Raw genomic sequence first — 26043 nt, forward strand, 5'->3', positions numbered from 1 at the left:
TGCATACAAGTTGACGAAAAGCAAACAATGAAGGCTGTTTGATCTTTGCTAGTCTTTTGTCTTTCAGCTTCTAAGCTACTTTCTTAAACGGTAGTTTTTATAGAGTTTAACCGCAATCATTATCGCCATAGCCACGCCCATGATACCAATTAAACCATAAATCCAATTGATGGCGTTTTTTAAGATTACGACAAAGACAATAGCAATCATAAAAATGGTAGCCAGCTCACGCCACAATCTCAACTGAAAGCTTGTTAGCTTATATTGATTGTTTTTAAGCTGTTTAACGATATTTTGGCAGATAAAATGATAGATAAGTAAACCAACAACAAAACCCAGCTTTACCCACATCCAATCAGCCTGAAGCAAGTCTGGATTTAAAGTAAGCATAGATGCACCCGCCAAAACGGAAATAATCATTGCGGGGGTAGCAATAATCTTCCATAATGTAGCCTCCATTTTAACAAACTGTTTTTGGAGAATACTTTTTTCGGGCTCAGGTTTATCGTTAGCTTCCGTGTGGTAGATAAAAAGACTTAAAATATAAAATAAACCGGCCATCCAGCTAATTACAAACACAATGTGCACAGCTTTAAAATATTGGTAAAATGGCAATAAGGTTTCTATCATTGTTTTATTTTATTCAAAATATAGGCCTCTATCCAATTAGGGATATTTAAAAACTCAAGATTTAAAATTCCGTTCTTAATATTTCCAACATACATATGTTTACCCATTGAATTATCCCAAAGATAAGTTTCGTCAACCTTTTTTAACATATCTATAAGTAAATCCATTGTAAGAAAATAGCGTTTCTCAATCTTATCCTCACCAACAACATGGCCACCTTTTTTTACCCTATCTTTTACCCGCTCTAAATTTATTATTGGCGTTTCTGTTCCAATAAAATATAAATAAACCTTGTAGTCATTTTGGTGGGCAAATTCGATTAATTCTAACTTTGACGGATGAGAAAAAACTGTTTCAAAAGAAAATGATTTTTTAGACTTGATTAATTTATGGCGGATAAAGTCAGCTATTATTGCAAAATGATAAGAGTTATAATCAGAGATATTATGCTCTCCCTTTACAATAACATTCTCTTTTAAAACTAAATTCCAACTTTTTACTGAAAAGCCAGCCTTATTATATAATCCATTTGATATAGTGAATTTTTCAAATTCGGCTTGTGAACAATTAATATCAAAGTCAGAAAGATTTAAAAAATTATTTCTCTTAAAGTCTGATTCTAAATTATCAGCATTTACAAAAAGTTTAGTAGAGAAATAAATTGGCTTAATTGAGTTATAAATCGTTGTCTTCCCAGAACCATTTGGTCCTGCAAAAATTCTTAACTTAGGCTTAATTGCCATTATTAAAAAAGTTTAATCCTTTTTTTTTCAACTCTTTTTTTTGCAAAATTTCCAGAAGAAATTTTTACAGTATCTCCATTATTATAAGTTCTATAAACGCCATCAGCCCTTACCTCTGTTCTTCCCAAATCCATAGCATCAACCACACGAAGAACATCATCCATCGTTTTACTTATGGCCTTAATTACTTGTTTTATCGGTAATTTATCTTCGTCGCTTAATGATTTAACTGTCATGAATGATAAAATAATTTAAGCTAATATACGTAAAATGAATAGAATTAGGCCATTAATACCTAAACTCCTTCACCACCTCAATGGCATACTTCACGTTATCGAAAGGAATATCAGGCATAATACCATGACCTAAATTGAAGATAAATCCATCGGTACCACGCATGCGCTCGAACAATTTATGGATCTGTGTTTTAATCACCGCTTTATCGGCATATAAAATATGTGGATCTAAATTCCCCTGTACAGCAATGCCAGCTGGCAAGGCATTTTTAATGTTCAATAAATCAGCATTCCAGTCAACCGAAATTACGTCTGGTTTCGCTTCTGCCATAATCGGCGCAAAAACCGAACTTCCTTTACAGAATGAAATCACCGGAATATCTTTTCTGTTGAGGTTGGCAATAATTTCCTGAATATAAAGGTGCGAAAACTCCTGATAATCATTCCACGATAAAGCAAGCGCCCAACTATCGAAAATTTGAACCGCATTAACACCGGCAGCAATCTGAAGGTTCAGATAATCGGCTGTTACCTTTGCAATTTTAGCCAAAAGTTTGTGTGCCAATTCTGGCTGGTTATGTATAAAGAGTTTGGTTAATTTGAAATCTTTAGAAGATCCGCCTTCAATTAAATAACTCATTACCGTAAAAGGAGCACCTGCAAAACCGATCAAAGGAATATTTCCATTTAAACGTTGTTGGATCACTTTTATCGCATCAGCTACATATTGTAACTCATCTAAACAATCAACATTCAGGTTTTCAATATCCTGGGCTGTACGTACAGGATTTGCAAATTTAGGACCAACGCCTTGAGTGAAACTCAAATCTCCACCCATGGCCTCACCGGTTACCAGAATATCACAGAATAAAATCGCCGCATCTATATCCAGCAAATCAACAGGCAACATCGTTACATCAGCTGCAATCTCAGGAGTTTTGCACATCTCTAAAAAAGAGTATTTGTTTTTAATTTCCCAATATTGTGGCATAAAACGGCCTGCCTGACGCATCATCCACACTGGTGGGCGTTCTGTTTGTTTTGAAAATGCTGCGTCTAAAAATAGGTTATTCTTCATGATCTGTATTTGGTATCGCGTTATCGTCACCCTAAATTTAGTTCAGGGCCTAACTAATGAAAGTTGCTGGAACAAGTTCAGCATGACGGATAGGCTAAATTTTAATTTTGCAAAGGTATAAATAAAAAAAAAACGAAGTACCTTTTTATCAAAAACTGGTGCTTCGTTTATTCAAAATGACAATAGTCCTATTATATTTTGCTTATTTCTTTTTCAATTTTTACGATAATATCTTTTGATCGTTGTGTTTCAGCAAGTTCCTTTGCCAGTTTGGTATAAGCTTCTGCCCTTTCCCTGTCTTTTTTCCGCAAAGCGAGGTTAGCCAAATGGATCAGCACATACGATTTTTCATTCTTACCCCCTACCGGAAAACGGCTGGCCAACTGAAAATGATATTCGGCTTTATCGTAATCATGTTCTTTCAAAGCCATATTGCCTTGCATAAATTCGTAATAACCCCTCCGGCTTTTTGCCAAACGCTCTGGTTTTGCTACCTCGGCCAATAAGGCCCTGGTTTTACCAAATTCGTTATTTTTGAAATGCTTCGATGCCATTAACACCGAACTATGCTTAAAATGGCTCCAAACAACAAAGGCAAATAACACACCCGAAACGGCAGCCAACTGATATTGATTGTAAAAAACACAAACCAATCCAGCCAGCACAAAAACTGCCATTAAAGCATACCTGCCTTTATTATTGTACATTAATGACTATCGGTAAATTTATAACCTACTCCACGGATAGAGTGGAAATAAACCGGATTTTTTTGATCTGGTTCGAAATATTTACGGAATGTTAAAATGAAATTATCAATCGTTCTGGTTGATGGATAAACATCATAATTCCAAACGGTCTCTAAAATCTGCTCTCTTGAAACGGCATCGTTTTTACGCTCGATTAACAGTTTCAGCAGCATCGTTTCCTTTTTGGTTAACGGTGTGATGGTACCATCATCATGTTTTAATTCGAAAGAGTTAAAGTAGATTGTTTTATCACCTATTTTATAAGAATTTAACTCTTTTAAATCATCAGATTTTAAACTGCGTTTAACCAAAATACCTACGCGAAGAATTAATTCTTCCAGATTGAATGGTTTAACCAAGTAATCGTCAGCTCCTTTTTTCAAACCTAAAACACGGTCTTCTGAAGTGTTTTTAGCTGTTAAAAACATAATCGGAACTTCTGCATTCTCTAAACGGATTGTTTCGCAAACCTGGAAACCATCCATTTCAGGCAACATTACATCTAAAATGATTAGATTAAAGCGTTCTTCTTTAAAAATTTTAAGAGCGGTTTTACCGTCTTTAACGGCGTGAACTTTATAACCCTCAAGTTCGAGGTTTAATTTGATAGCATCTAACAAGTGATCCTCGTCTTCTACCAATAGAATTCTTAATTTTTGTGACATAATTGAGATTAACTAAATGTTACTTCAAAAATACTTCCTTGGGGCAGATTGTCTTTTACTGTAATATCTGCATCATGGTATTGTAAAACCTCTTTCACAATAAACAAGCCTAAACCTGTTCCTTTCGCTTTTCTGACATTCTCGTTACCAACGCGGTAAAACTTATCAAATATCAACATTTTTTCGGCATCTGAAATACCCGGCCCTTTATCTATTACACTTAAGTGAATATGTCCATCTATCTTATTTAAATGCACATTTATCTCGTCACATGGACTAGAATACTTTACCGCATTCTCAATTAAATTGGTTACCACTGACGATAAGGCAAATTTGTCACCCATAATCTGCAAATTTGGCTGAATTTGGGCACTTATCAGTTGTTCGTTGCCACAAGAGTGAACCTGCAACCGATCTGTAATTTTATACACCAGTTCTGAAAAATTAAATTCCTCTTTCGGAAAAGTGTACGAACGGTTTTCAATCTTGGTTGCCAACAGCATATTTTCGACCAGATCGTCTAAACGTTCAATGTCTTTTAGCGAATTGTTAAGCAGTGAAACCTGGCGTGCTTTATCCAGATCTCTTTTAACAATGGTTTGGATAGAAAGTTTGATTGCTGCTAAAGGAGATTTTAGCTCATGGGTGATCGACATGAGGAAATTTTGCTGTTGTTCTCGTAATTTATCTTCGCGTTTTAAGGATTGATGGAGAAAATAGCCACCGATACAAAGCAAAAACAAAAATACCGATCCCTCTCCCATAATCATCGTCATACGGCTGGGTTGCAAACGCACCACCAAAGTACCCCAGGAAATGAGCTGAACAAGTGCGTAAAGCAATAATGCGTAAAATATGATAATTGATTTTTTCATTCGTCGATTTTTACTTCGGGTTGAGATTGGATGATTACACAGATTATTTTTCCTGTTCGTCATTGCGAAAAGGCTTTTCAGCCGACGAAGCAATGACAATCTTTCTAATGAAACTTATTTTTTAAACACCAAATCTAATGCTTCAAAAATAGCTCTCTTTGCTTTCTCCAATTCGATTTTCGTATGTGCTGAAGATACGAAACCAACTTCATATCCCGATGGGCCTAAATAAATTCCTCTATTTAATAACTCACGGTGCATCACTTTGAATTTTTCCATGCTACTGGCGTCAATATCATCTGCCGATTGGATTTTATCTTTATCGGTAAAAGCAAACCAGAAAATAGACCCGATGGTAAATACTTTAAATTTATAATTACGTGCCGTTGCAAAACGTTGAATGCTCGCTACAAATTCCTGTGCCTTATTATTCAAATCTTTATAAAAACCAGATTTATTCAATTCGGTTAAAGTTGCAATACCTGCTGCCATGGCTACTGGATTTCCTGACAAGGTTCCGGCCTGGTACACCCCACCATCAGGAGAGATGTGTGCCATAATTTCAGCACGCGCACCGTACATGCCTACAGGTAAACCACCACCGATGATTTTTCCATAAGTAACAATATCTGGTGTGATACCATAGTGGGCAGCAGCACCTTCAAAACCAACCCTGAAGCCGGTAATTACTTCATCAAAAATTAAAAGTGAGCCATTATCCGTACAGATTTTACGCAAGAAGTGGATATACTCTTCATCCTGCATAATTAAACCGTTGTTTGCAGGGATCCCTTCGATAATTACCGCGGCAATTTGATCTTTAAACTGGGCAAAAGCCTGTTCAATAGCTATTTTATCATTTAAAGGTACCACGATGGTTTCTTCAGCAAAAGATTTTGGTACACCTGCTGAAGAGGTTTCGCCAAAAGTAACCAAACCAGAACCTGCTTTAACCAAAAGTGAATCACTATGACCATGATAACAGCCTTCGAATTTTAAAATTTTATCGCGACTGGTAAAACCTCTGGCCAAACGAATAGCCGACATTACGGCTTCAGTACCGGAGCTAGTAAAACGGATTTTTTCTACAAAACGGTTGTTTTTGATAATCAGCTCTGCCAATTCATTTTCCAATGCAGTTGGTGCACCAAAGCTCATGCCGTTCTGCATTACTTCGGTTACTTTTTCGCGAATTTTAGGGTTATTATGACCTAAAATTAATGGCCCCCAGCTACCACAGAAATCGATGAACTGATTACCATCTGCATCCCAGATATAACAACCATCCCCTTTTTCAATAAAAAGTGGTGTACCATAAACCGATTTAAAAGCCCTTACCGGAGAGTTTACCCCACCCGGGAAATACGTTTTCGATTTTTCGTAAAGCTCGGCAGATTTTACCCTCGAAATATCAGGTTTACTTCCCGTGTTTACCGGAATATCTGCTTCGTTACCTGAAAACATTTTTTTTAATGAATCTAACATCTTTTTAAGGTTGAAGGCTGAAAGGTAGAAGGTAGAAAGCTCTGGGCGTATAACCCATAACCAACAAACCATCAACTTTTCACCTCATTATATTTTGTAGGATTTAGAACGAATTGTTAAGGTATAGATTGTGGGCGTGTAAACCCTCAACCTTAAAGCCTCTACCTTCCACCTTAAATCCAGTCGTTATTTAAAATATCTTTAATGTGGTAAGTGGTAATAATGCTTGCGCCTGCACGGGCAAAGGCATGCATGGTTTCCATTACTATTTTTTGCTCATCTATCCAACCCCGTTCGGCGGCTGCTTTAACCATCGAGTATTCGCCGGATACATTATAAACCGCAATCGGCAAATTGGTATCCTGTTTTAACCTTTGGATAATATCCAGATAGGCTAATCCTGGTTTCACCATTAATACATCAGCACCTTCCTGTTCATCCAAAGCGGCTTCACGCAAAGCTTCTAACGGGTTTCTGAAATCCATCTGATAGGCTTTTCTATCACCCTTACTAGGTGCGCAATCTGCAGCCTCTCTAAAAGGCCCATAATAGGCAGAAGCAAATTTTGTAGCATGGCTCATGATGGCCGCATTTACAAAACCATTTTCATCTAACAGGTTACGCATGGCTTCAATCCTTCCGTCCATCATATCAGATGGAGCAAACATATCAGCACCAGCCTCTGCATGTGTTAAAGCCATTTTGGCAATTACCTCAACCGTTTTATCGTTTTGTACGTAATCGTTTTCTAAAATACCGCAATGCCCATGAGTGGTGTAAGAACAAACACAAACATCAGTAATTACGTATAAATCGTCGCCGAATTGTTTTTTTAACTCACGCAACGCCGTTGGTACTAAGGAATGATCGTGGTAAGCAGATTTAGCATCTTCTGATTTTTCGTCACCAACCCCAAAAAGCATGATTTTGTTGAGCCCTTTTTTCATTCCAGATTCCACATCTTTCACCAGGGTATCAACCGAATAATGGTTTACGCCTGGCATAGCATCAATGGCATGGGTAACGTTGCTGCCTGGTACTATAAAATAAGGGTACACAAACATATCTTTCGATAACCGGGTTTCGGCTACCATCTCTCTCACTAACGGATTTTTCCGTAATCTACGCGGACGATTTAACATATTAATTGTATCAAGTATTTAGTATTGAGGCTAATCAAGATTTTAGTATCGAGTATCAAGGCAGGAGCATTTTTAATCCTAAATCCTCTACCTTTCTACCTTATTTCTATTCCAAAAACCGCTTCGGCCAATCCAATTTCATCTGGCGAGTATGGCAACGCATATTTCACACCCATTTCATCAAATTTCTTACCCGTAGAATTTCCAATTGCAATTACCTGCTGACCGGGCTCTAATAAATTATCGGCGAAATAAGCATCAACATTTGATGGACTGGTAAAAATCAGCACATCGGCATAACTCTGATCGATATCTTCTTCAATAACAGTTTCGTAAATCGGCAGATCGATTATTTTAGCATCAGCTGGTAACGATTTTTGGATAGACTGCAAAGAATCCTGCGCTCTTGGGAACAATATCTGCTGACCGCTAACCAATTTTGCAAAATCTTCAGCTACTTCTGTAATATCACCACTTGTACCAACGAAATCGGCAAAATGGCCAAATTTACGCAAGGCATCTTCTGATCCTCTTCCCACCACACCAAATTTTGTTTTCTTTGGCAATACCGGTTTTAAATTGAAAAAATAATCAACACTATTACGGCTGCTGAAGAAAATCCAATCTACATGTCTTAAAATAAACTGGTCTAACACCGTTACTATTGGAAACGTACGGATTAACGAACGTCCTTCTATTTCTATATTATTATTTTCTAAAGCCCTTCTGAAATAACTGTGTTCACCAATTTCGCGTGAAATAAAAACCTTTGCAGGTTTCTTTCTTTCGGTACTGAACTTAGCTACAATCTTTTCTGCTAAGCCTTCTGTAGTGTCTGCCCGTAAAAACAAACGTTCCGGAAAATCATCAGCGGTTTCTGCCTTTGAAGTCCAGATTTCGAATTTTCCGTTTTCCTTTTGGCAATAACAACCTAAAGGCATGTGGCAGCCACCTTCGAAAAGATTTAACACTTTACGTTCTACATTTACGGTTTCGGCGGTTTCAGGGTCGTGCAGTTTTTGCAGTGCCTCAAAAAGTTCGGCATCACTTTCTCTGATCTGAATAGCCAAAGCCCCTTGTGCAGGTGCAGGGATAAACTCAGTAGTTTCGAGTTCTTCTACATGTAAATCGCTTACATCAAGATTTAAACGTTTAACACCAGCTTTAGCAATTAAAATGGCATCATAATCTTCATCACGGAGTTTCTGGATCCGCGTAGGTACATTTCCACGTAAATCTTCTACTTCCAAATCAGGACGCAAACCCAATAACTGGGCTTTGCGACGGTTGGATGAAGTACCTACCATGGCACCTTTTTTTAGTGAAAGTTTTTGCGAAACATCAACACAATCTTTTAATATCAAAAGATATTCGCTGGCTTCTTCGCGTGGAGGCAAAGCAGCAATGGTTAATCCTTCAGGGTGTGTGGTTGGTAAATCTTTAAGGCAATGTACAGCCAAGTCGATTGTGCCACCCAAAAGCTCTTCTTCCAGTTCTTTCGTAAAAAAGCCTTTGCCTTCCAGTTTATCCAATCTTAAATTCAGGATTTTATCACCCTGTGTTTTAATGATTTTTATTTCTGCTTCAATTCCGATGGCCGCCAATTCATCTTTTATATGATTTGCTTGCCATAATGCCAGGTCGCTACCGCGTGTTCCGATGGTTAATTTCTTCACTATAAAGGTTAAATGAGTTGCAAATTTAATTTAATTAGTGGTTTATACCATGAATTGTTTAAAAATGAGACAGTGAGGTTACAGAAGGGATAATTTAAAGGATTTCTATGACATTAGGAGATTGGTAATGTAACTTTTTGTCATTCTGAGCGCAGCGAAGAATCTGTAACCGATGCATATTGGGTACAACTATTAATGACGTAAATATTTTTTTTTTCCTACAGCACAATCTTGCCTCGGCTCGCCGCCGCCGTGGGGCTCTTTCTTTTTGCTGCCAAAAAGACCAGCGAAGCTAGCTTGAATGCCATTGAAAATATAAAGCCCCATGAAAAAACAAAAACCACCGGCTGAAAATTTTTCTTTCAAAGTCAGTAGATTGGCTTGGTTAGTGGAATCCGAAAAATTTATTAGGCCGGATTTAAGTTGAACGGGGATATAGTGCTAGAGCCCTGCTAGACGGAAATGCATAAATAACACAAATCACTCACAATGAAAGATTCTTCACTGCGTTCAAAATTATAGAAAAAAAATATGAGACTTTACGTTCTTTGCGGTTAAACCTTAAGATTGGTTAACCAGGATTTCTTTAGCCATTACCATGGGTACGCTAATGTATTTTTTCTCCATGTAGTTCATTACACGTTCTAAAACTTCGCGTGAGGCTTCATCCATCTGACTGATTTCATCTGCAAATACACCGTTGATGGCCGTATTTTTGATTTCTTTAATCTTTCTTGGCACTTCCTGCATCGCAAGTTCGATACGGCGTTGTTTTAAAACAGAGAAAAATTCGGTTATGTTATTGCTGATGATTTCTTCGGCATGTACCAGTTCGTTATAACGTTCCTGGATATTTTTGCGTGCTACTTCTTTCAGCGATTCTACCTCGATATAATGAACCGGGTTATTGTGGATCACCGCAGGGGTAACATCATTAGGAATAGCCAAATCAACAATTACCTTTTTACCAGTTTCGCCATTTAATAATTTGGCATAAAGCTCTTCATTAATAATGGCTTCGGTAGAACCTGTACAGGTAATAATCACATCAAAACCCTCATTAAAATCTTCAAGGGCCGCTAAAGGATAGGCTTTGCCGTTTAATTCTTCGGCCAAAGTTTCGGCTTTAGAAAGGGTACGGTTGAAAATCGAAAAGTTGGAGTATTTATGTTTGTTGAGGTATTTTGCAATGTTCTGGTTGGTTTCGCCGGCACCAATAATCAAGATACGTGAGTTGCCGCACATATTTAATTCTTTTAATTTACGATAAGCCAATGAAACTACAGAAACCGGATTTTTTGAAATATTGGTATGGGTATAAACTTCTTTAGCTGTTTTAACTACCCGCTCCATAATCATTCGCATGTAATCGCCAGTAAATCCTGCATCACGGCAATTCTCGTAAGCCCTGCGGATTTGGGCAAGAATTTCTTTTTCCCCAACCACCAAACTCTCTAAAGAGCAAGATGTTCTTAATAAATGGTTAAAAGCTTCTTCATTTTCGTAAACAGAAACACTATCAAGAAAACGCTCCATAAACTCAGGAGGCAGTCCCATATCCAAAACGGTAAGAAATCTGGTTACAAATTCTTTGTCGGTTTTCTCTTTGGTAAGGAAAACAAACTCTACACGGTTACAGGTTCCGATATAGAAAATCTCGCTAACGGGAAGTTCAGACTGAACATTTTTCAACCTGCTATCTAGACTTTGATCACAAATAACTAATTTCCCTAAAGATTTCAGGTCGATGTGGTGATGCGTAAAAGCTATTACTTTTAAATATTCCAAGTGCTTCCGTTATTAACTATTATCGGGATACAAAAGTAACATGGTGAAGCCATGTCACTGTCATTAACCTGTAATTTACATCAATTTAGAACGGTTTTAAATAGCAACCCTCTAAAATTAAACCATATATCGATCATGATAAACAGACCAACCTATAAAATTTTTCTCTGGGTTTATGCTCTTCTCTACATTCTGGCCGGATGTAACCACTTTTTATCCACTGCAGTATATTACGGAATTATGCCTAAATGGTTGCCTGCACCTGGCTTTTTAATTTACTTCTCCGGGGTATTGGAAATCGTTTTCGGGTTTTTATTGCTGTTTAAAAAGACAAGAAAGCTTGCCGCGGTGCTAATTATACTGATGCTGATCGCCTTTATGCCTGCGCACATCTACATGATCCAGAAGGCACCGTTCATGTTGGGCAAAATAATGGTTACGCCTCTAATTGCATGGCTGAGGTTACCATTTCAGGTATTGTTTATGGGTTGGGCATGGTATTATTATTTTAAAGAATAATTTATTATTAAAAATAATATGTTTATTTTTTTGAAGCGCAGTTGCAGTGCTAATGGGAAAGGTTCCGTCCTGCTGTATATTACAATCCTTTTGGACAACATCCTAAACAACAATTTAACGGTTCCAAAAGGGATTTCCATTTCCATCAGGGCTATTATACCAAAGGTTGTAATCAGTTTCTTAATATCTAAAATACAACAAAATTAGATTTCGTAGGTTTATATTTTATACCAATTCCTTTAAATTATGATTATACAAAGCAATTTTAGCCTTAGCGGTTCAGACGGAAAATTAATTATCGGCGATATAACTTTTGATGAAAAAAATCCAAATACGCCCATCATACTTTTTGTACACGGCTTTAAAGGTTTTAAAGATTGGGGCGCGCATAATTTAGTGGCCAGGTATTTTGCCAGCAATGGTTACCGTTACGTTAAGTTTAATTTATCGCATAGCGGTGTGCCCGTTGATGACCCAAAAGATGTAACCGATATGGACGCTTTTGCCAGCAACACCGTATCGAAAGAACTTTTTGACGTAAATGCGGTACTCGATTTTATTGAAAAAGCTTATGGTAAAGACACAAAGGTGAACCTGATAGGCCATAGTCGTGGCGGTGGATTATCAATTATCGAAGCGGCAAACGATTTAAGGATCAATAAACTGATTACCTGGAGTGCCATTGCCGATTTTAACAGCCTGTGGAAAAAAGAACAGGAAACAGAATGGAAAAAAACCGGGAAAATCTTTGTTACCAACGCACGTACCAAAGAGCAGATGCCCTTAAACGTAACTTTATTGGAAGATTTGGAAGAAAATGCCCCAACATTGAATATTACAGATGCGGCAAAACGTGTAAATATTCCCTGGTTAATTATCCATGGCGATGATGATGTAAATGTTCCTTTCGAAACCGCTCAGACTTTGGCAGAAGCCAACCCAGGCAGCAGGTTGGTTAAAATTGAAGGCGCCAACCATGTGTATGGAGCAACACAGCCTTATACCAGCGAAACATTGCCACCACTTTTGTTTAAGGTTTGCGAAAAGTGTCTTGTTTTCTTAAACGAAGGATAAAGTATGATATATTTAGGTTATGACTAAGGTTAAAACTCTTGCAATGCTTTCAATTGCCCCATCTATTTTTCTCATGGCCTGTTCACAGAGTCATGAGAAAAATAAGAATATTGAAGACAGTACAATTAAAAAAGAAATGATTGTAAAAGCTGTATCAGTTGAAAAATCGATTCAACAAAAAGTTGAAGAGGACACTTTAGGAAATTTTGCGGATTACTATGTGGCGGTACTCGATACCAATATGAATTACAATCCAATTCATTCGAAAATGTTTAGCACCAGTGAGGCTTTAAACATCCCGATTGATACTTTGGGACGCTACTACAATAAAAAGAAAGATGAAATTATCCTCCCTGAAAATGACGAGGATGAGATATATGCAGGAGAATATTTCCCTAGAAGAAATGCGGAAGAGAATTTAAGTTTAGAATATTTAAATATGTACAAGCCAGATGCAAAAGCCAAAACAATTGCACTGGTGGCCGGGATATACGCAGACAAGGATTCGGCGACCATTGCCTTAAAAAAACTGAAGACGATTGAACCAAAAGCTTTCGTGCTTAAATCGAAAATTTATGTTGGCTGTATGCATTAATTCGGTTCGATAACGAAATATCTATAAAGAAAGAAAAAATGATTACCAGGTAGTCGTCACCTGAATTTATTTCAGGGTCTGGTTAGCTAGAAAGATGCTGAACTGAATTCAACATGACGATCGCATGAGGCAAAGGAGCTAAAAATTTAAGCTTGATAAATAAATATTGACGTATAAAAACCTTGTGAACTAATCATCGCCTCTCCTTACAAAATTTCGCATATCGCTACCGCTAGGGCTTTGAAAAATTTCGAGGTCAAAATACGGTACCGCAGCCAAGAGGTGGTCAAAGATATCAGCAGCCACTTCTTCGAAACGTTTTAAACCTTTTTCTTTCGAGAAGACATAAATTTCAATGGGCAGTCCGTTTTCTGTGGCCTGTAACTGGCGCACCATAAAGGTGAGTTCCTTATTGATATGTGGATTGCTTTCGAGGTATTTTTCGGCATAAACCCTAAAAGTACCAATATTGGTCATGTGGCGGCCATTAACCAGGTTATTTGGGTTTACCGTATTTTCAGCATTATAACGTTCAATAAAAGTTTGGGTTTCTTTGAGGTAATCTTTCAAAAAATCGATGCTTTGTAACCTCCCGATCAGTTCTTCATCACAAAATTTAATACTCGAAATTTTAATGTTAATGTGGCGTTTAATTCTCCTGCCCTCACTTTCTTCCATAGCCCGCCAGTTTTTAAACGACTCGCTTACAATGGCATAACTGGGCACAATGGTTACCGTTTTATCCCAGTTACGTACTTTAATGGTGGTTAAATTAATTTCGGTTACCTCGCCATCGGCACCATATTTTTCTACAGTAATCCAGTCACCTACCCTCACCAGGTCAATTGCACTCATTTGTACCGAAGCCACAAAACCCAAAATCGGATCCCTGAAAACCAATATAAAAACTGCGGTAACGGCACCAAAGCCACCAAATACATATAAGGGTGATTCACCTAAAATAATCGATAGAATCAACACGAAACCAACAATGTAAAATACAATTTTGGCCACCTGTTTATAACTCCTGATGGGTTTATCGGCATATTTCTTTGATGATTCCATAATGGATACCAAAGCGTTCAAAAATGCATTTATGGCGAACATTACCGCCAAAACCATGTAGATTTTGGCAAAAATCAATGCATAAAAGTGCCAGTTTTTAAAATAGATAAAAAGATAAGGAACTACGTTATAAATAATGTAGGCACCAAATATTAAGGCAAACGCCCTGAAAACCCTAAACTCAAACAATGCCTTTTGCCAATCGGATTTGGTTTTGGCACTTTTTACCACAACAATAAAAGCCTGGCGAGTTACAAAAATCGTGATGAATAAGAATAACGTAACGCCTACCAGTCCGATAAAAAAATAAGAATAAATAAGTTCGCTACCTGCAAGGCCTTTACCAGCCAGCCAGTTTCTAAGTTCACTAAACAGGTATTGAAACTCGGGGATATTCATCAAGGCAATTTAGGATTTATTGGTCAGAAAAGTAAATGGTCCTCCATTCTTTCTCGTGCTAATGATATCATTAACCACAGATAAAAAGGATGTACACAGATAAAACCCAAACTCCTCGGTCTGTGTCCTCACAGACCGAAATAAAAATAACTTATTTAAAAGTGGTTTATGGGAACACAAACCACGGCTCGCATTATTAACGATTAAACCTTTTCTACCCAATTCCCATCACCTTTGATGATATCAATCAGTTCATCCAAAGCATAAGCGGTAATTACATTTTTCTTTACCACTTCTTTACCGCGGTACAGGGTAATTTTATCAGGTCCGGTACCCACATAGCCGTAATCGGCATCGGCCATTTCGCCCGGACCATTAACAATACAGCCCATGATACCAATTTTAATGCCTTTTAAATGATCGGTACGTGAGCGGATCAGTTGCGTGGTTTCCTGCAAGTCAAAAAGGGTACGACCACAGCTTGGGCATGAGATATATTCTGTTTTACTGATCCTTGTTCGGGTAGCCTGCAAAATCCCGAAACTGGTCGAATTAATCAATGAAAGGTTTTGACCCTGTGCATCAATCCAAACACCATCTCCAAAACCATCGGTAAATAAAGCACCAATATCAGTTGCAGCATAAAGCATTAAATGATCGGCATCTGCATCCTGGTAAGTTCTTTTTATAATTACCGGAATCTGAATGTTTTGTTCTTGTAATGCAACGAAAAAAGCCCTTTGCTCAGCCATTCCATGAGATGCAAAAGTTTTTAAAATCAGAACAACATTAGGTTGAAATGTTGGAATGTTGGAATGTTGGAATGTTCCCGCATCAACCTCAACAAAATTTAACAGATCATCTTTATGATCAGCTTTGGTAAATTCTTCTAAAGAGAATAACGGATGGCAGTTGTTTTTATCTTGAAGTTTTAGCCATGTTTGATAGTTATAAATCTGCTTTAAATTTCCCGGGAAAGAGAAAGAGGGCAAGTTATCTCCCAAATAAGCTAAATCGCATGCCTGATCGGCCAGATTATACTTATCTAAACCTGCACTATAGTTATAGCCAACCGAACTTAAAAAGTAAGGATCTTTTAAATTTTCTTTTGAAACATCGATCATCACTACCGGATGGTGGTGCCCGCCAATATGTTGTACAGGTGTTGTGATGCGGCGGTTGTATTCGTAAGGAGAGTAAGTTTTAATGGCAGATGTATGATGTAAAATGGAAGACGTGCCAATAGACTCCGGACTTCGGACTTCCGACTTCGGACTCCTTAAAGCATAGCGGTCTGCCAAAGCCTTTGCTACCGGTGCTTCAAATTCAGGATCTTCGGTTAACGAAACGCGAATGGTATCGCCCAATCCGTCTTCCAGCAAAGTTCCAATGCCTACGGCCGATTTAATACGTCCGTCTTCGCCATCGCCAGCCTCAGTAACGCCCAAGTGTAGCGGGTAATTCATCCCTTCTTTAGCCATGGTTTCTACCAGCAAACGGTAAGCCTGAACCATTATCTGGGTATTACTGGCTTTCATCGAGATCACCAGGTTGTAATAGTTCTGGTCCTCGCACATGCGCATAAACTCCATTGCCGATTCTACCATTCCGCGTGGGGTATCGCCGTAATGGCTCATAATCCTGTCGGAAAGTGAACCATGATTGGTACCGATGCGCATAGCAGTGCCATACTCTTTGCAGATTTTAACCAATGGAATAAACTTTTTGTAAATCCGGCTTAGCTCTGCATTGTAGGCATCCTGAGTATATTCTATATTTTCGAATTTCTTTTTATCAGCGTAGTTGCCCGGGTTTACGCGTACTTTTTCTACAATCCTGGCAGCCATTTCGGCAGCGTTTGGTGTAAAATGAATATCTGCAATTAATGGCACGTTGTAACCACGTAAACGCAATTCTTTTTTAATATTGGCAAGGTTTTCTGCTTCTTTAATGCTTGGCGCAGTAATACGCACATATTCGCAACCCGATTCTACCATGCGGATGGTTTGCTCTACTGTACCCAGGGTATCCATGGTATCAGTAGTAGTCATCGATTGGATACGGATCGGGTTGTGTCCGCCCAGTGCGATATCGCCGATGTTAACTTCGCGTGTTAAATACCTAGAATAAGCCGTTAAACTGTTGCAATATCCTCCAGCCAGATCATGTTTTGCCAATATATTTTCCATCTGTTTGCAAAGATAAGGATTGTTGGAATGTTTTAAGTTGGAATGTTGTAAAAGATGCTGGTTAGCAACGTCAAAAACTCTTACTGTAACAGATATTACTGGTTTAAAAAAGTGAGTACCTCAGTATTAAATTCTGAAACCTTTTCTACAGGCACATAGTGTGAAGCACCCTTAAAAATAAAAAGCTGCGATTTAGGAATATTAGCAGCTATAAATTTGGTGTGCTTTTCTAAAATCATATCTTTTTCACCTGCCATTACCAATACTGGAGCTTTAATCTTCTTTAGATCTAAAGCCGTAAGATGTGGTTCAGTTAATAACATGGTAAATAATTTAACCTGATACTTTGACTTAGCATCTAATTTCGTTTTTAAGCTTTCAATAGCCTTGCGAACTTCTTCTAATGTGCTGGTTGAAACGGCATCATTTGGATTTGTACAGGCACCAGTAATGGCGAGTTTATCTACATATTTAGGGTATTTAGCAGCCATAATCAATCCCGTATTTCCACCATCGCTCCAGCCTAAAATATTCGTTTTATTGATATGCAGAGAATCAAGTAATATTTTCATGTCTTCAGCATACAGATCATAGGAAAGTGGATCTGTACTAGAATCAGTGCTTTTCCCTTGTCCACGGGTATCTACTGCAATAACTTTATATTTTTTTGAGAACGCTTTAATCTGTTTTTTAAAAGCGCTTATCGATTGGCTATTTCCATGCAATAATAGAAGAGGATCACCTGTTCCATAGGTCTCGTAATATAGTTCGGCATCCTTTACTTTCACCCTGCCAGATGCCGCCGTATTATTACCATAATTAATGGGCTCTGGAGTATTGGGGTTATAACCCGTCTTAATTTTTGCTTGGCTGATATCTACCCCATCAATCAATACCTGAATATCGTCTACCCACATTTTACCTGGCCCATATAACAAAGGAAAAAGATAAATTTTTGATGCCTCTTTTTGAAGTGGCAGCTTTAGGCTGTATAATTGCCAATCTTGGGTTCCGTATATCCGCTTCGCTAGTAGATTGGTAAATTGTAACTTGTCATTATCCTCATCATCAATTCTAAATGGAAAATCCGCATGGCCGGTAACATGCTCTAATTTTAGATAAAATCTGATTTCTACTTCCTTCCCATCAAATTTTGCAGGAATAATTAGACTAGACATGGCATAATTTGATTCAACATCTTGGGCAATATTTTCTATCAACAAGGAGTATTTGCCTGTATACTTTTGGGTTGAATCGATTTCAACTTTATATCCACTTTTGGTCATACCCGTATTCCACCCAATAGAAGACTTAGGATTAGGGATTATTTTTTCGAAACCTAAATTATATTCATCCTTAACAGGTTTTAACGAATCTGATGATATTTGGCAAAAAGAAGTAAACTGATAAAAAGCAAAGACCGTGGTGAGAAATGTACGTAGCATGTTAGATTAATTTTACTAAAACTAATCAATAGAATAATAGCTTAATTCATATTTAACATCTTTTAACTGAAAGCAGAAATTGAAATTGGATTATTTTATGCCGTGAACTAGCTTTGGCCACATTGCACCGGCCCAGGTTTAATAAACGGGATGGAAGCGGCATCCTTTGACTGTAAGCATGAGCGTAGTCGAAGGCCAGGCAAAGATACAGTGAACAGCCCGGATAACGAAAATAGCAGTATTACCCCTGCTTTTCTAACTTATATTAACCTGTCTTTTATTACTAAAGTATTAGCCGCGATATCGTGCCAGCACTGGTTCTTCTTATTCAGGAAACTATACAGGTACCCAAAGAAAACCGGGATTACAGATAAGATTTTAGAAAAATTTCTTACTAAGGAAATACCGAAAGAAACCCGGCTGCCTTCTAAATCGGTTACTTTAATATTAAGCAGTTTTTTACCAATGGTTGCCTGATTTTTAGATGCCTCGGCAATGCTGCCATAAATGAGTTTAATGATAAATATGGAAGGAAAGGGAACCATGAAAGCCATTAGCCGCTGGTCTTTGCCTTCTATAAAAATATAACTCGTTAAAATTATAATGGTATAAAATCCGAAAATGATGAAATGATCAATTACTGTTGCCAGTAAACGCTGATCGAAAGCGGCAAAATATTGTGGCGCAGTTTTTTGATAGCTAAAACCCAAAAGCTCACGCAATTCGGGAATTGCGTGAGCTTCTTTATAATCGTCCATACCTGGTTTGCGTATAAAAGTATTCGCTGAGATGTTTAAATCTTTTAATTCGGCTAAACTGTACGGACCTTTTGGCTTACCATTAATTACTACTGTATATTGATCAGGACTCATTAGATAGGATCAGGATTGTTTGGATTTTAAGATTGCAGGATCAGGTGTATAAAGTTAGATCGAATAAAACCTTACGCCCTACACCTTAAAACCTTACGCCTCCCTAATATCTGCTTACTTCAAAGTTACTTAATCCTCCGTCTAAACTGATAAAGATTTTTTTGGTCGACGATTTATAGTTAGACGTTTCGTAAACGCCATCGCTCAATTTCTCAAATCCATCGAAATCTTTTGCAGATAAACCTGTTTTGGTTTTAATCCTGCAGCCCGAATTGGTAGGCACTTTAATTTTAACATCGGCTACCCCTGATTTTACCACCACATCGGTAATTGGCAATAAATCACCCATTTTAATGTCTAAAGCAGCAGCTCCGCCATCAAAACGGAAAGTACGGACTTTGTAAGGAGAAAAATCGAAGTTAGCTTCACCTGCGCCAAGTTTCATCAGCACATCCCAGGTGGCAGCTTTGTTTAATTTAAAGTTTACGTCGTTACCATTATCACCGAAATTCCATTTGCTTTTTCTATCCTCCATGCTAAAGGTTAACACAGTTGCAGAATCGGTAACCAGTTTTTTCAATGAGAAATTACCATGTCTTTTTCTGATATCGGCATTAATAAGCGAATCTGTTTCACCATCAAGGTTAAACGAAATGCCACCACCTGAAATATTCAACACTGTTTTTTTAGTATTATCGGCAGCCACAAAAGGCTCTGATAAGTTTAACTGGTTGTACGACGAGTCTTTGTCATCATCATCGTTGTCGTTATCATTGTCTCCATCGTTGTGATCGATATTAGCTTCTATATCCTTTTTGAAACTATTTCCCCACCAATAACCATGTTCGGGCACTTGTTGTCCTCTGTAAAAAAGGAACGATAAGGCCACCACCAAAACAGCGATAGAAATGATGCTGCCGGTTTGCGAATTGTTTCTGTTAAAGAGGATATTTAAACCTGCTATAATTAAGAATACAGGCCAAAAGCTCCAAACGTTGCGCCAATAAAAATCGATTACGCCAAAATTTTCGAGTAGAAGTACACCGCCAATAAATAGCAGGATGATACCCCATATTAATCTATCTAGTTTCATTTTATTTATACTTGAGGGTTAGCAGGTGTTGATTGATCATCTTTATTTACAGGGGCAACAGGTTCATTTTCTACAACAGCTTCAGAAAAAGCTGCAGTTTTCTGTTGTTCTGCCTCTTGTTGGCTCTGAAAAGCTGCCCAGTCGTTTTTTCTTTTTGATTTAGCAATAATACTTACGCCCAATGCAATAAAGATTAATGGCCACATGTACCTAAATAAGTTGCGGATGCTAAACCAATCGGGTATAAAATCCATTTCGCGCATCAGGAAAAAACAACCCACAACCAGTAGCACTAAACCACCTATGGTGCGGCCGGTATCATTCGGTTTATTAAATTTTCCGAAATTGGCCTGCGTTTCGAAGGGCGTTTTTTGCGTGCCATCAACCGGCTGTGTCCAATTTGCGTTTCCAGTACCTGCGGCGCCAGAAAATGGATCAGGAGTAGCAAATGGGTTTGCATTAGGATTATTCTTATTAAAATAATCGTTAAATTTTGAGAATTTTGCTGCCGGATCGTTATTAACCGGTACAATGATCCACATGATAATATAGGCTATTAAGCCAGCGCCAGCCATAAATATAGCCGATAATGCAAACAATAATCTAATTATGGTAACCTCTACCTGCATATAATCTGCAAGTCCCGAAGCTACACCGGCAATCATCTTATCGTGTTCGTTTCTAAAAAGCTTCTTTTCCATAACGTTGTTCATTTTGTGTTTAAAAATCGAGCGGGGTAATTAAAACCTCATCTACGTTTACACCTTTACTTAAGTTTAAAATGGTGAATAAAGTTTCGGCAATATCTTCAGGCTGTACAAATTTTTCATCGGGGATTGTTGTTCCTTCCCATGACGAGGTTTTGGTAGAACCTGGCAAAAACGCTGTAACTTTAACGTTGTGAGGGGCTAACTCTTGCCGCAATACATGATTAAGACTTAACATCGCTGCTTTTGTTACACTATAACTGCCGCCATTTTTTACAGGAGCTTTACTGGCCACCGAACAGATGTTGAATATATGGCCGTAGCTGGCTGAGCGCATTTTTTTTCCGAAAAACTTACTGGTGTAATAACTGGCATTTAGATTCAGATCCTGCTGTTTTTCAAAAGTTTCGTCAGCCTCATCAAGTAAACTTCCCGGCAAAAAGATCCCCACATTGTTTACTAAAACCGTTACATCATCGAAATCGATAACTGCTGAATTTAAAAAAGCATATACATCTTCTTTAACCGAGCAATCTGCCTGGTGCGTAAAAACTTTATTTCCCTGAGGTGTTAATTCGTCTTTTAATGTTTTTAAATCAGCCTCTCCCCTTGCTACTAAAATTAAATCGTATCCATTTTGTGCCAATTTTAGCGCTATGGCCCTACCAATTCCCTTAGTTGCCCCAGTTATTACAGCTTTCATGTTTTGTGGTTTAATTTTTGTTGACAAAAAACCATATTTATATTCAAAACCACGAATATTTTTGCAATTAGCAAAGAGCGACAACTTTTTTATCGTTTCTTTGTAGTAGTATAAGAATGATCATTTAAATTAAGCAAATACATACGGAATGAATTTTACCAATTTCGGCAGATACATCCTGCTACTCAAGTCTGTATTCAGAAGGCCGGAAAAACTGAAAATATACCTTAAAGAAATCGCCAAACAAATGGATTATGTTGGTGTAGGTTCTTTAGGTTTAATTGCCATTATCTCTACCTTTATTGGTGCGGTAATGACGTTGCAAATTGCTTTCCAGCTGGTTAGCGATTTTATTCCTAAAACCATTATTGGTTCAGTAAACCGCGACTCGAGTATTTTAGAGTTAAGCCCTACCATTAGCGCAATTGTACTTGCAGGAAAAATAGGCTCAGCCATTTCATCAGAAATCGGTTCGATGCGGGTTACCGAGCAGATTGATGCTTTAGAAATTATGGGGATTAACGCACCAGGATATTTAATTCTTCCTAAAATTATTTCAGGAATCACCATGGTACCGATGCTGGTTATTATTTCCATGTTCTTAAGCATTACCGGTGGCTATATTGGTGGTTCGGTTTCTGGAGCAGTAACACCAGCAGAATATATTCAAGGTATTACCACCGATTTTAACCCTTACACCATTACCGTTGCTTTGGTAAAAGCATTTGTATTTGGTTTCATTATTACATCGGTTCCGGCTTACGAAGGTTTCTATGTTCGTGGTGGTGCCTTAGAAGTTTCGCAGGCCAGTACAAGAGCAGTTGTAATTAGCTGTATCTCTATTCTTGTTTGCGATTATTTAGTTACTCAACTTTTATTGTAATGATCGAAATTAAAGATATTTATAAATCATTCTCCGGAAACGACGTATTAAAAGGCATTTCCGGAAAGTTTGAAGAAGGCGTAACCAACTTAATTATCGGGGGTTCGGGCTCCGGAAAAACAACTCTACTTAAATGTATGGTGGGTTTACACCAGCCTGATTCGGGTTCGGTATTGTACGACGGACGCGATTTTACCCCGATGACATACGAGCAACGCATCGAAGTACGTAAAGAAATCGGCATGCTTTTTCAGGGATCTGCCCTTTTTGATAGTATGACAGTTGAAGAAAATATCATGTTTCCTTTAAATATGTTTACCGATCAAACCAGAAAAGAAAAGCTTGAGAGGGTTGATTTTTGCCTGGAACGTGTTAACCTTGCTGGTAAAAACAAGTTATTTCCTGCTGAATTATCGGGTGGTATGAAAAAACGTGTGGGTATTGCCCGTGCCATATCTATGAACCCAAAATATTTATTCTGTGATGAGCCTAACTCGGGTTTAGACCCAAAAACTTCGATCGTTATTGATGAGCTGATCCAGGAAATTACCGAAGAATACAAAACTACCACCATTGTGGTAACACATGATATGAACTCGGTGATGGGTATTGGCGATTATATTCTGTTCCTGCACGAAGGAAAGAAATTCTGGGAAGGCAGCAATAAAGAAATCGCACACACCGATATTAAAGAACTGAACGATTTCGTATTTGCCAGCCGCTTCATGAAAGCAGCAAAAGATAAGTTTTAAGAAAAATCGTATATTTGTTTCTTATGACTGCGGCTACAAAAAATATCATTCACAAATTGGAAACCTTACCCGAGAGCATGGTAAATGAGGTAGAAGATTTTATTGATTTTTTAAAAGCTAAACATTCGAAGAGTTTTCCAAAGTCGAATAGCGAAGAGTCTAACATTGTTGAAGAACCAAAAAGTTTATATGGCGCTGCAAAAGGCTTATTTATCATCCCTAAAGATTTTAACGAACCATTAGATGATTTAAAAGAATATATGTAATGCGTCTTTTACTTGATACGCATATCTTCATCTCTTTAATTAATGAAGATAATGGACTCAACCAATCAATAATAAACGGCATAGAAGATTCGAAAAATGATAAGTTTATAAGCATTGCCAGTATATGGGAAATCATTATTAAGCTCAACATAGGAAAGCTGATTGTTACCAGAAACCTGGAAGAGATGTATGGAGTAATAAACCTCTTTAATATATCTGTTTTAAATATACAGAAACACCACCTAGACAAATACTTAACTTTACCTTTAATCCATAGAGATCCTTTTGACAGATTGATTATTTCTCAGGCATTAGGTGATAAGCTAACTTTGATAACTGATGATCAATACATTATAAATTACCCAAATTTAAAGTTATTTTAATACATGATACAATTACTTGCCCCCACCCATTGGAAAGATTATGAACTGATAGATTGCGGGGATTTTGAAAAATTAGAACGTTTTGGAAGTGTAACCCTTATCCGTCCTGAGCCGCAGGCCGTATGGAAAAAAACATATTCAGAACAGGATTGGAAAAAAACTGCCAACATTACGTTCAGGGGCCGTTCGGCTACTTCCGGCGAATGGGTAAAAAAAAACCTTTCCATTCCAGACCGTTGGCATGTAGAATATAAAAACGATGAGGTAGCCATTAAACTCCGTTTAGGCTTAACTTCTTTTAAACATGTGGGCGTATTTCCTGAACAGGCGGTAAACTGGGATTTTATCTCCTCTTCGATCAAAAAATTTAAAACACCGCAACCAAAGGTATTAAACCTATTTGCCTATACCGGAGCGGCCTCATTGATAGCCAATGCAGCTGGCGCAGAAACCACCCACGTTGATTCGATTAAACAGGTAGTAACCTGGGCAAACGAAAACCAGGAACTTTCGGGCCTAAAAGATACCCGCTGGATGGTTGAAGATGCTTTGAAGTTTGTAAAGAAAGAACTTAAAAGAGGCAAAAAGTACAATGGTATCATTTTAGATCCACCTGCTTACGGACATGGTCCGAATGGCGAAAAATGGAAACTGGAAGACCATATCCAGGAAATGATGCAGGATGTTGTACAGTTATTAGATGAAAAAGAACATTTCCTGATCCTGAATACCTACTCACTTGGTTTCTCTTCAGTAATTGTTGAAAATTTGATCCGCACTTCTTTTCCCGCAGTTAAAAACCTCGAAACAGGGGAGCTTTACTTACAGGCTACTTCTGGCATTAAATTACCATTAGGCGTTTTTGGTAAATTCTGCAATGTGTAAATGTTAATTACTTTATTTTAAACTACCAGATTTCCGACCTACTTTCATCCAAAACAGGATCGGAAAAAGTCTAAATTTTAATCACCTAATAAATCTATGAAATTCCCTAAATTAGCAGGCACCCTAATACTTGGTTTTGCCGCAATCAGCTTGTTCGCCAACTGTAATTCAGACGGTAAAGGCGGCAGCGGTGTTGGTAAAATCTTCTCATCTGATACCACTAAAAAGAAAACCGACTCAACAGCAAACGTAATGAAACCTGTTGATCCTAAACTTTACGACTCATTGGTTAAAAAACTGGCCAACGGAGATACAACCGGAAAATGGCCGGTAAAAAAACAACCATATCCTTTAGCAGGAGCCATTTTGCCATTTAAACGCATCGTGGTTTATTATGGAAACCTTCACTCAAAAAAAATGGGTGCGTTGGGCGAATATGCGCCTAAAGAAATGTGGCAACGCCTGAATGCCGAAGTTAAACGTTGGGAAAAAGCCGATCCTTCTACCCCTGTACAACCAGGTTTACACTATATTGCCGCAGTAGCAAGCGGAACGCCGGGTAAAGATGGAAAATACATCAACAGAATGGGCAACAAACAGATTGATTCTGTTTTGGCTATCGCAAAAATGCAGCCTAACACAATTGTATTTTTAGATCTTCAGGTAGCTTTAAGTACGATTAAGGCAGAATTGCCACATATTGAAAAATACCTCGAACTGCCTTATGTACACTTAGGTATCGACCCTGAATTTTCGATGAAAGATGGTTCTTTGCCAGGAAAAAAAATCGGTACCTATGATGCAGCCGATATAAATTATGTAACCCAATACCTTGCTGATCTGGTTAAAAAACATAACCTTCCTCCAAAAGTATTTGTACTGCACCGTTTTACTAAAAAAATGGTAACTAATGCCGCAAGCATCAAACTCCGCCCTGAAGTGCAGGTTGTAGTACACATGGATGGATGGGGCGAACCAGAATTGAAAAAAGGAACCTACCGCCATTTTGTGCAGGGAGAGCCGGTTCAGTTTACAGGTTTTAAACTGTTTTACAAAAACGATCTTAAAAAAGAGCCAAAACGCTTGTTGACTCCCGAAGAGCTTTTAAAGCTTACTCCAAAACCGATCTACATTCAATATCAATAATAT

28 protein-coding genes are annotated in these 26043 nt (G+C 37.9%); 9 read left to right on the plus strand and 19 right to left on the minus strand.

The features are described from left to right. Window positions 1–75: 75 nt before the first annotated feature. From H9L23_RS17205 to hemA, 12 genes are all read right to left on the minus strand, one after another. On the minus strand, window positions 76–630 hold the full coding sequence (locus tag H9L23_RS17205; RefSeq protein ID WP_187591541.1) for a CopD family protein: 555 nt from the start codon (window positions 628–630) through the stop codon (window positions 76–78). Next, entirely contained in the window at window positions 627–1373 is a 747-nt protein-coding gene (locus H9L23_RS17210; protein ID WP_187591542.1) for a hypothetical protein, read from the minus strand. The genes H9L23_RS17205 and H9L23_RS17210 overlap by 4 nt, the downstream gene beginning before the upstream one ends. A gap of 2 nt (window positions 1374–1375) precedes the next feature. Beyond that, on the minus strand, window positions 1376–1609 hold the full coding sequence (locus H9L23_RS17215; RefSeq protein WP_187591543.1) for a hypothetical protein: 234 nt from the start codon (window positions 1607–1609) through the stop codon (window positions 1376–1378). A gap of 52 nt (window positions 1610–1661) precedes the next feature. Further along, window positions 1662–2687: a uroporphyrinogen decarboxylase gene (gene hemE / locus H9L23_RS17220; protein ID WP_187591544.1), complete on the minus strand. Its 1026-nt coding sequence runs from the start codon at window positions 2685–2687 to the stop codon at window positions 1662–1664. A 191-nt stretch (window positions 2688–2878) separates the two neighbouring features. Beyond that, a complete protein-coding gene (locus tag H9L23_RS17225) occupies window positions 2879–3394 on the minus strand; it encodes a hypothetical protein (RefSeq protein ID WP_187591545.1) in 516 nt (171 codons plus the stop codon). Continuing rightward, on the minus strand, window positions 3394–4098 hold the full coding sequence (locus H9L23_RS17230; protein WP_025146905.1) for a response regulator transcription factor: 705 nt from the start codon (window positions 4096–4098) through the stop codon (window positions 3394–3396). The genes H9L23_RS17225 and H9L23_RS17230 overlap by 1 nt, the downstream gene beginning before the upstream one ends. Before the next feature lie 8 nt (window positions 4099–4106). After that, window positions 4107–4973, minus strand: a complete 867-nt coding sequence (locus H9L23_RS17235; RefSeq protein WP_025146904.1) for a sensor histidine kinase — start codon at window positions 4971–4973, stop codon at window positions 4107–4109. Window positions 4974–5087: 114 nt separating this feature from the next. Next, on the minus strand, window positions 5088–6458 hold the full coding sequence (gene hemL / locus H9L23_RS17240) for a glutamate-1-semialdehyde 2,1-aminomutase (RefSeq protein ID WP_187591546.1): 1371 nt from the start codon (window positions 6456–6458) through the stop codon (window positions 5088–5090). 173 nt (window positions 6459–6631) lie between these two features. Continuing rightward, the gene (gene hemB / locus H9L23_RS17245; RefSeq protein ID WP_246474962.1) at window positions 6632–7552 is read right to left on the minus strand and encodes a porphobilinogen synthase; all 921 of its coding nucleotides are present in this window, start codon (window positions 7550–7552) and stop codon (window positions 6632–6634) included. 143 nt (window positions 7553–7695) lie between these two features. After that, the gene (gene hemC / locus H9L23_RS17250) at window positions 7696–9276 is read right to left on the minus strand and encodes a hydroxymethylbilane synthase (RefSeq protein WP_187591548.1); all 1581 of its coding nucleotides are present in this window, start codon (window positions 9274–9276) and stop codon (window positions 7696–7698) included. Window positions 9277–9468: 192 nt separating this feature from the next. Continuing rightward, window positions 9469–9642 carry a hypothetical protein gene (locus H9L23_RS17255; RefSeq protein ID WP_187591549.1) on the minus strand — a complete coding sequence of 58 codons (174 nt, stop codon included), beginning with the start codon at window positions 9640–9642 and terminating at the stop codon, window positions 9469–9471. A 195-nt stretch (window positions 9643–9837) separates the two neighbouring features. After that, window positions 9838–11064, minus strand: a complete 1227-nt coding sequence (gene hemA, locus H9L23_RS17260; protein ID WP_187591550.1) for a glutamyl-tRNA reductase — start codon at window positions 11062–11064, stop codon at window positions 9838–9840. Window positions 11065–11199: 135 nt separating this feature from the next. Here hemA and H9L23_RS17265 point away from each other — a divergent pair, with 135 nt between their 5' ends. From H9L23_RS17265 to H9L23_RS17275, 3 genes are all read left to right on the plus strand, one after another. Next, window positions 11200–11583: a DoxX family protein gene (locus H9L23_RS17265; protein ID WP_187591551.1), complete on the plus strand. Its 384-nt coding sequence runs from the start codon at window positions 11200–11202 to the stop codon at window positions 11581–11583. Between the two features lie 246 nt (window positions 11584–11829). Further along, entirely contained in the window at window positions 11830–12657 is an 828-nt protein-coding gene (locus tag H9L23_RS17270) for an alpha/beta hydrolase family protein (RefSeq protein WP_187591552.1), read from the plus strand. 43 nt (window positions 12658–12700) lie between these two features. After that, window positions 12701–13252, plus strand: a complete 552-nt coding sequence (locus H9L23_RS17275; protein ID WP_187591553.1) for a hypothetical protein — start codon at window positions 12701–12703, stop codon at window positions 13250–13252. 189 nt (window positions 13253–13441) lie between these two features. Here the strand turns inward: H9L23_RS17275 and H9L23_RS17280 are convergent, their stop codons facing one another. From H9L23_RS17280 to H9L23_RS17310, 7 genes are all read right to left on the minus strand, one after another. Beyond that, window positions 13442–14716 (minus strand): mechanosensitive ion channel family protein, encoded by a 1275-nt coding sequence (locus H9L23_RS17280; protein WP_187591554.1) that lies wholly within the window; start codon window positions 14714–14716, stop codon window positions 13442–13444. Between the two features lie 203 nt (window positions 14717–14919). After that, on the minus strand, window positions 14920–16905 hold the full coding sequence (gene ispG / locus H9L23_RS17285; protein WP_187591555.1) for a (E)-4-hydroxy-3-methylbut-2-enyl-diphosphate synthase: 1986 nt from the start codon (window positions 16903–16905) through the stop codon (window positions 14920–14922). A 95-nt stretch (window positions 16906–17000) separates the two neighbouring features. Then, window positions 17001–18191: an alpha/beta fold hydrolase gene (locus tag H9L23_RS17290; RefSeq protein ID WP_187591556.1), complete on the minus strand. Its 1191-nt coding sequence runs from the start codon at window positions 18189–18191 to the stop codon at window positions 17001–17003. A 419-nt stretch (window positions 18192–18610) separates the two neighbouring features. Beyond that, window positions 18611–19222 carry an RDD family protein gene (locus H9L23_RS17295; protein ID WP_187591557.1) on the minus strand — a complete coding sequence of 204 codons (612 nt, stop codon included), beginning with the start codon at window positions 19220–19222 and terminating at the stop codon, window positions 18611–18613. A 103-nt stretch (window positions 19223–19325) separates the two neighbouring features. Beyond that, window positions 19326–20315 (minus strand): LiaF transmembrane domain-containing protein, encoded by a 990-nt coding sequence (locus tag H9L23_RS17300; protein WP_187591558.1) that lies wholly within the window; start codon window positions 20313–20315, stop codon window positions 19326–19328. 5 nt (window positions 20316–20320) lie between these two features. Continuing rightward, entirely contained in the window at window positions 20321–21016 is a 696-nt protein-coding gene (locus tag H9L23_RS17305; RefSeq protein WP_187591559.1) for a PspC domain-containing protein, read from the minus strand. Between the two features lie 19 nt (window positions 21017–21035). Then, window positions 21036–21725, minus strand: a complete 690-nt coding sequence (locus tag H9L23_RS17310) for an SDR family oxidoreductase (RefSeq protein ID WP_187591560.1) — start codon at window positions 21723–21725, stop codon at window positions 21036–21038. 148 nt (window positions 21726–21873) lie between these two features. Here H9L23_RS17310 and H9L23_RS17315 point away from each other — a divergent pair, with 148 nt between their 5' ends. From H9L23_RS17315 to H9L23_RS17340, 6 genes are all read left to right on the plus strand, one after another. Then, window positions 21874–22608, plus strand: coding sequence for an MlaE family ABC transporter permease (locus tag H9L23_RS17315; RefSeq protein ID WP_187591561.1), 735 nt, complete (start codon window positions 21874–21876; stop codon window positions 22606–22608). Beyond that, window positions 22608–23360, plus strand: coding sequence for an ABC transporter ATP-binding protein (locus H9L23_RS17320; protein ID WP_187591562.1), 753 nt, complete (start codon window positions 22608–22610; stop codon window positions 23358–23360). Before H9L23_RS17315 ends, H9L23_RS17320 begins: the two co-directional genes overlap by 1 nt. A gap of 23 nt (window positions 23361–23383) precedes the next feature. Next, the gene (gene vapB / locus H9L23_RS17325) at window positions 23384–23626 is read left to right on the plus strand and encodes a type II toxin-antitoxin system VapB family antitoxin (protein WP_187591563.1); all 243 of its coding nucleotides are present in this window, start codon (window positions 23384–23386) and stop codon (window positions 23624–23626) included. Next, a complete protein-coding gene (locus H9L23_RS17330; protein WP_187591564.1) occupies window positions 23626–24009 on the plus strand; it encodes a type II toxin-antitoxin system VapC family toxin in 384 nt (127 codons plus the stop codon). The genes vapB and H9L23_RS17330 overlap by 1 nt, the downstream gene beginning before the upstream one ends. Window positions 24010–24012: 3 nt before the next feature. Then, a complete protein-coding gene (locus H9L23_RS17335) occupies window positions 24013–24894 on the plus strand; it encodes a class I SAM-dependent methyltransferase (RefSeq protein WP_187591565.1) in 882 nt (293 codons plus the stop codon). 96 nt (window positions 24895–24990) lie between these two features. Beyond that, window positions 24991–26040, plus strand: coding sequence for a hypothetical protein (locus H9L23_RS17340; RefSeq protein ID WP_187591566.1), 1050 nt, complete (start codon window positions 24991–24993; stop codon window positions 26038–26040). Window positions 26041–26043 lie beyond the last annotated feature (3 nt).

Origin of the sequence: Pedobacter roseus, from assembly GCF_014395225.1 — a bacterium.
Lineage (GTDB): Bacteria > Bacteroidota > Bacteroidia > Sphingobacteriales > Sphingobacteriaceae > Pedobacter > Pedobacter roseus.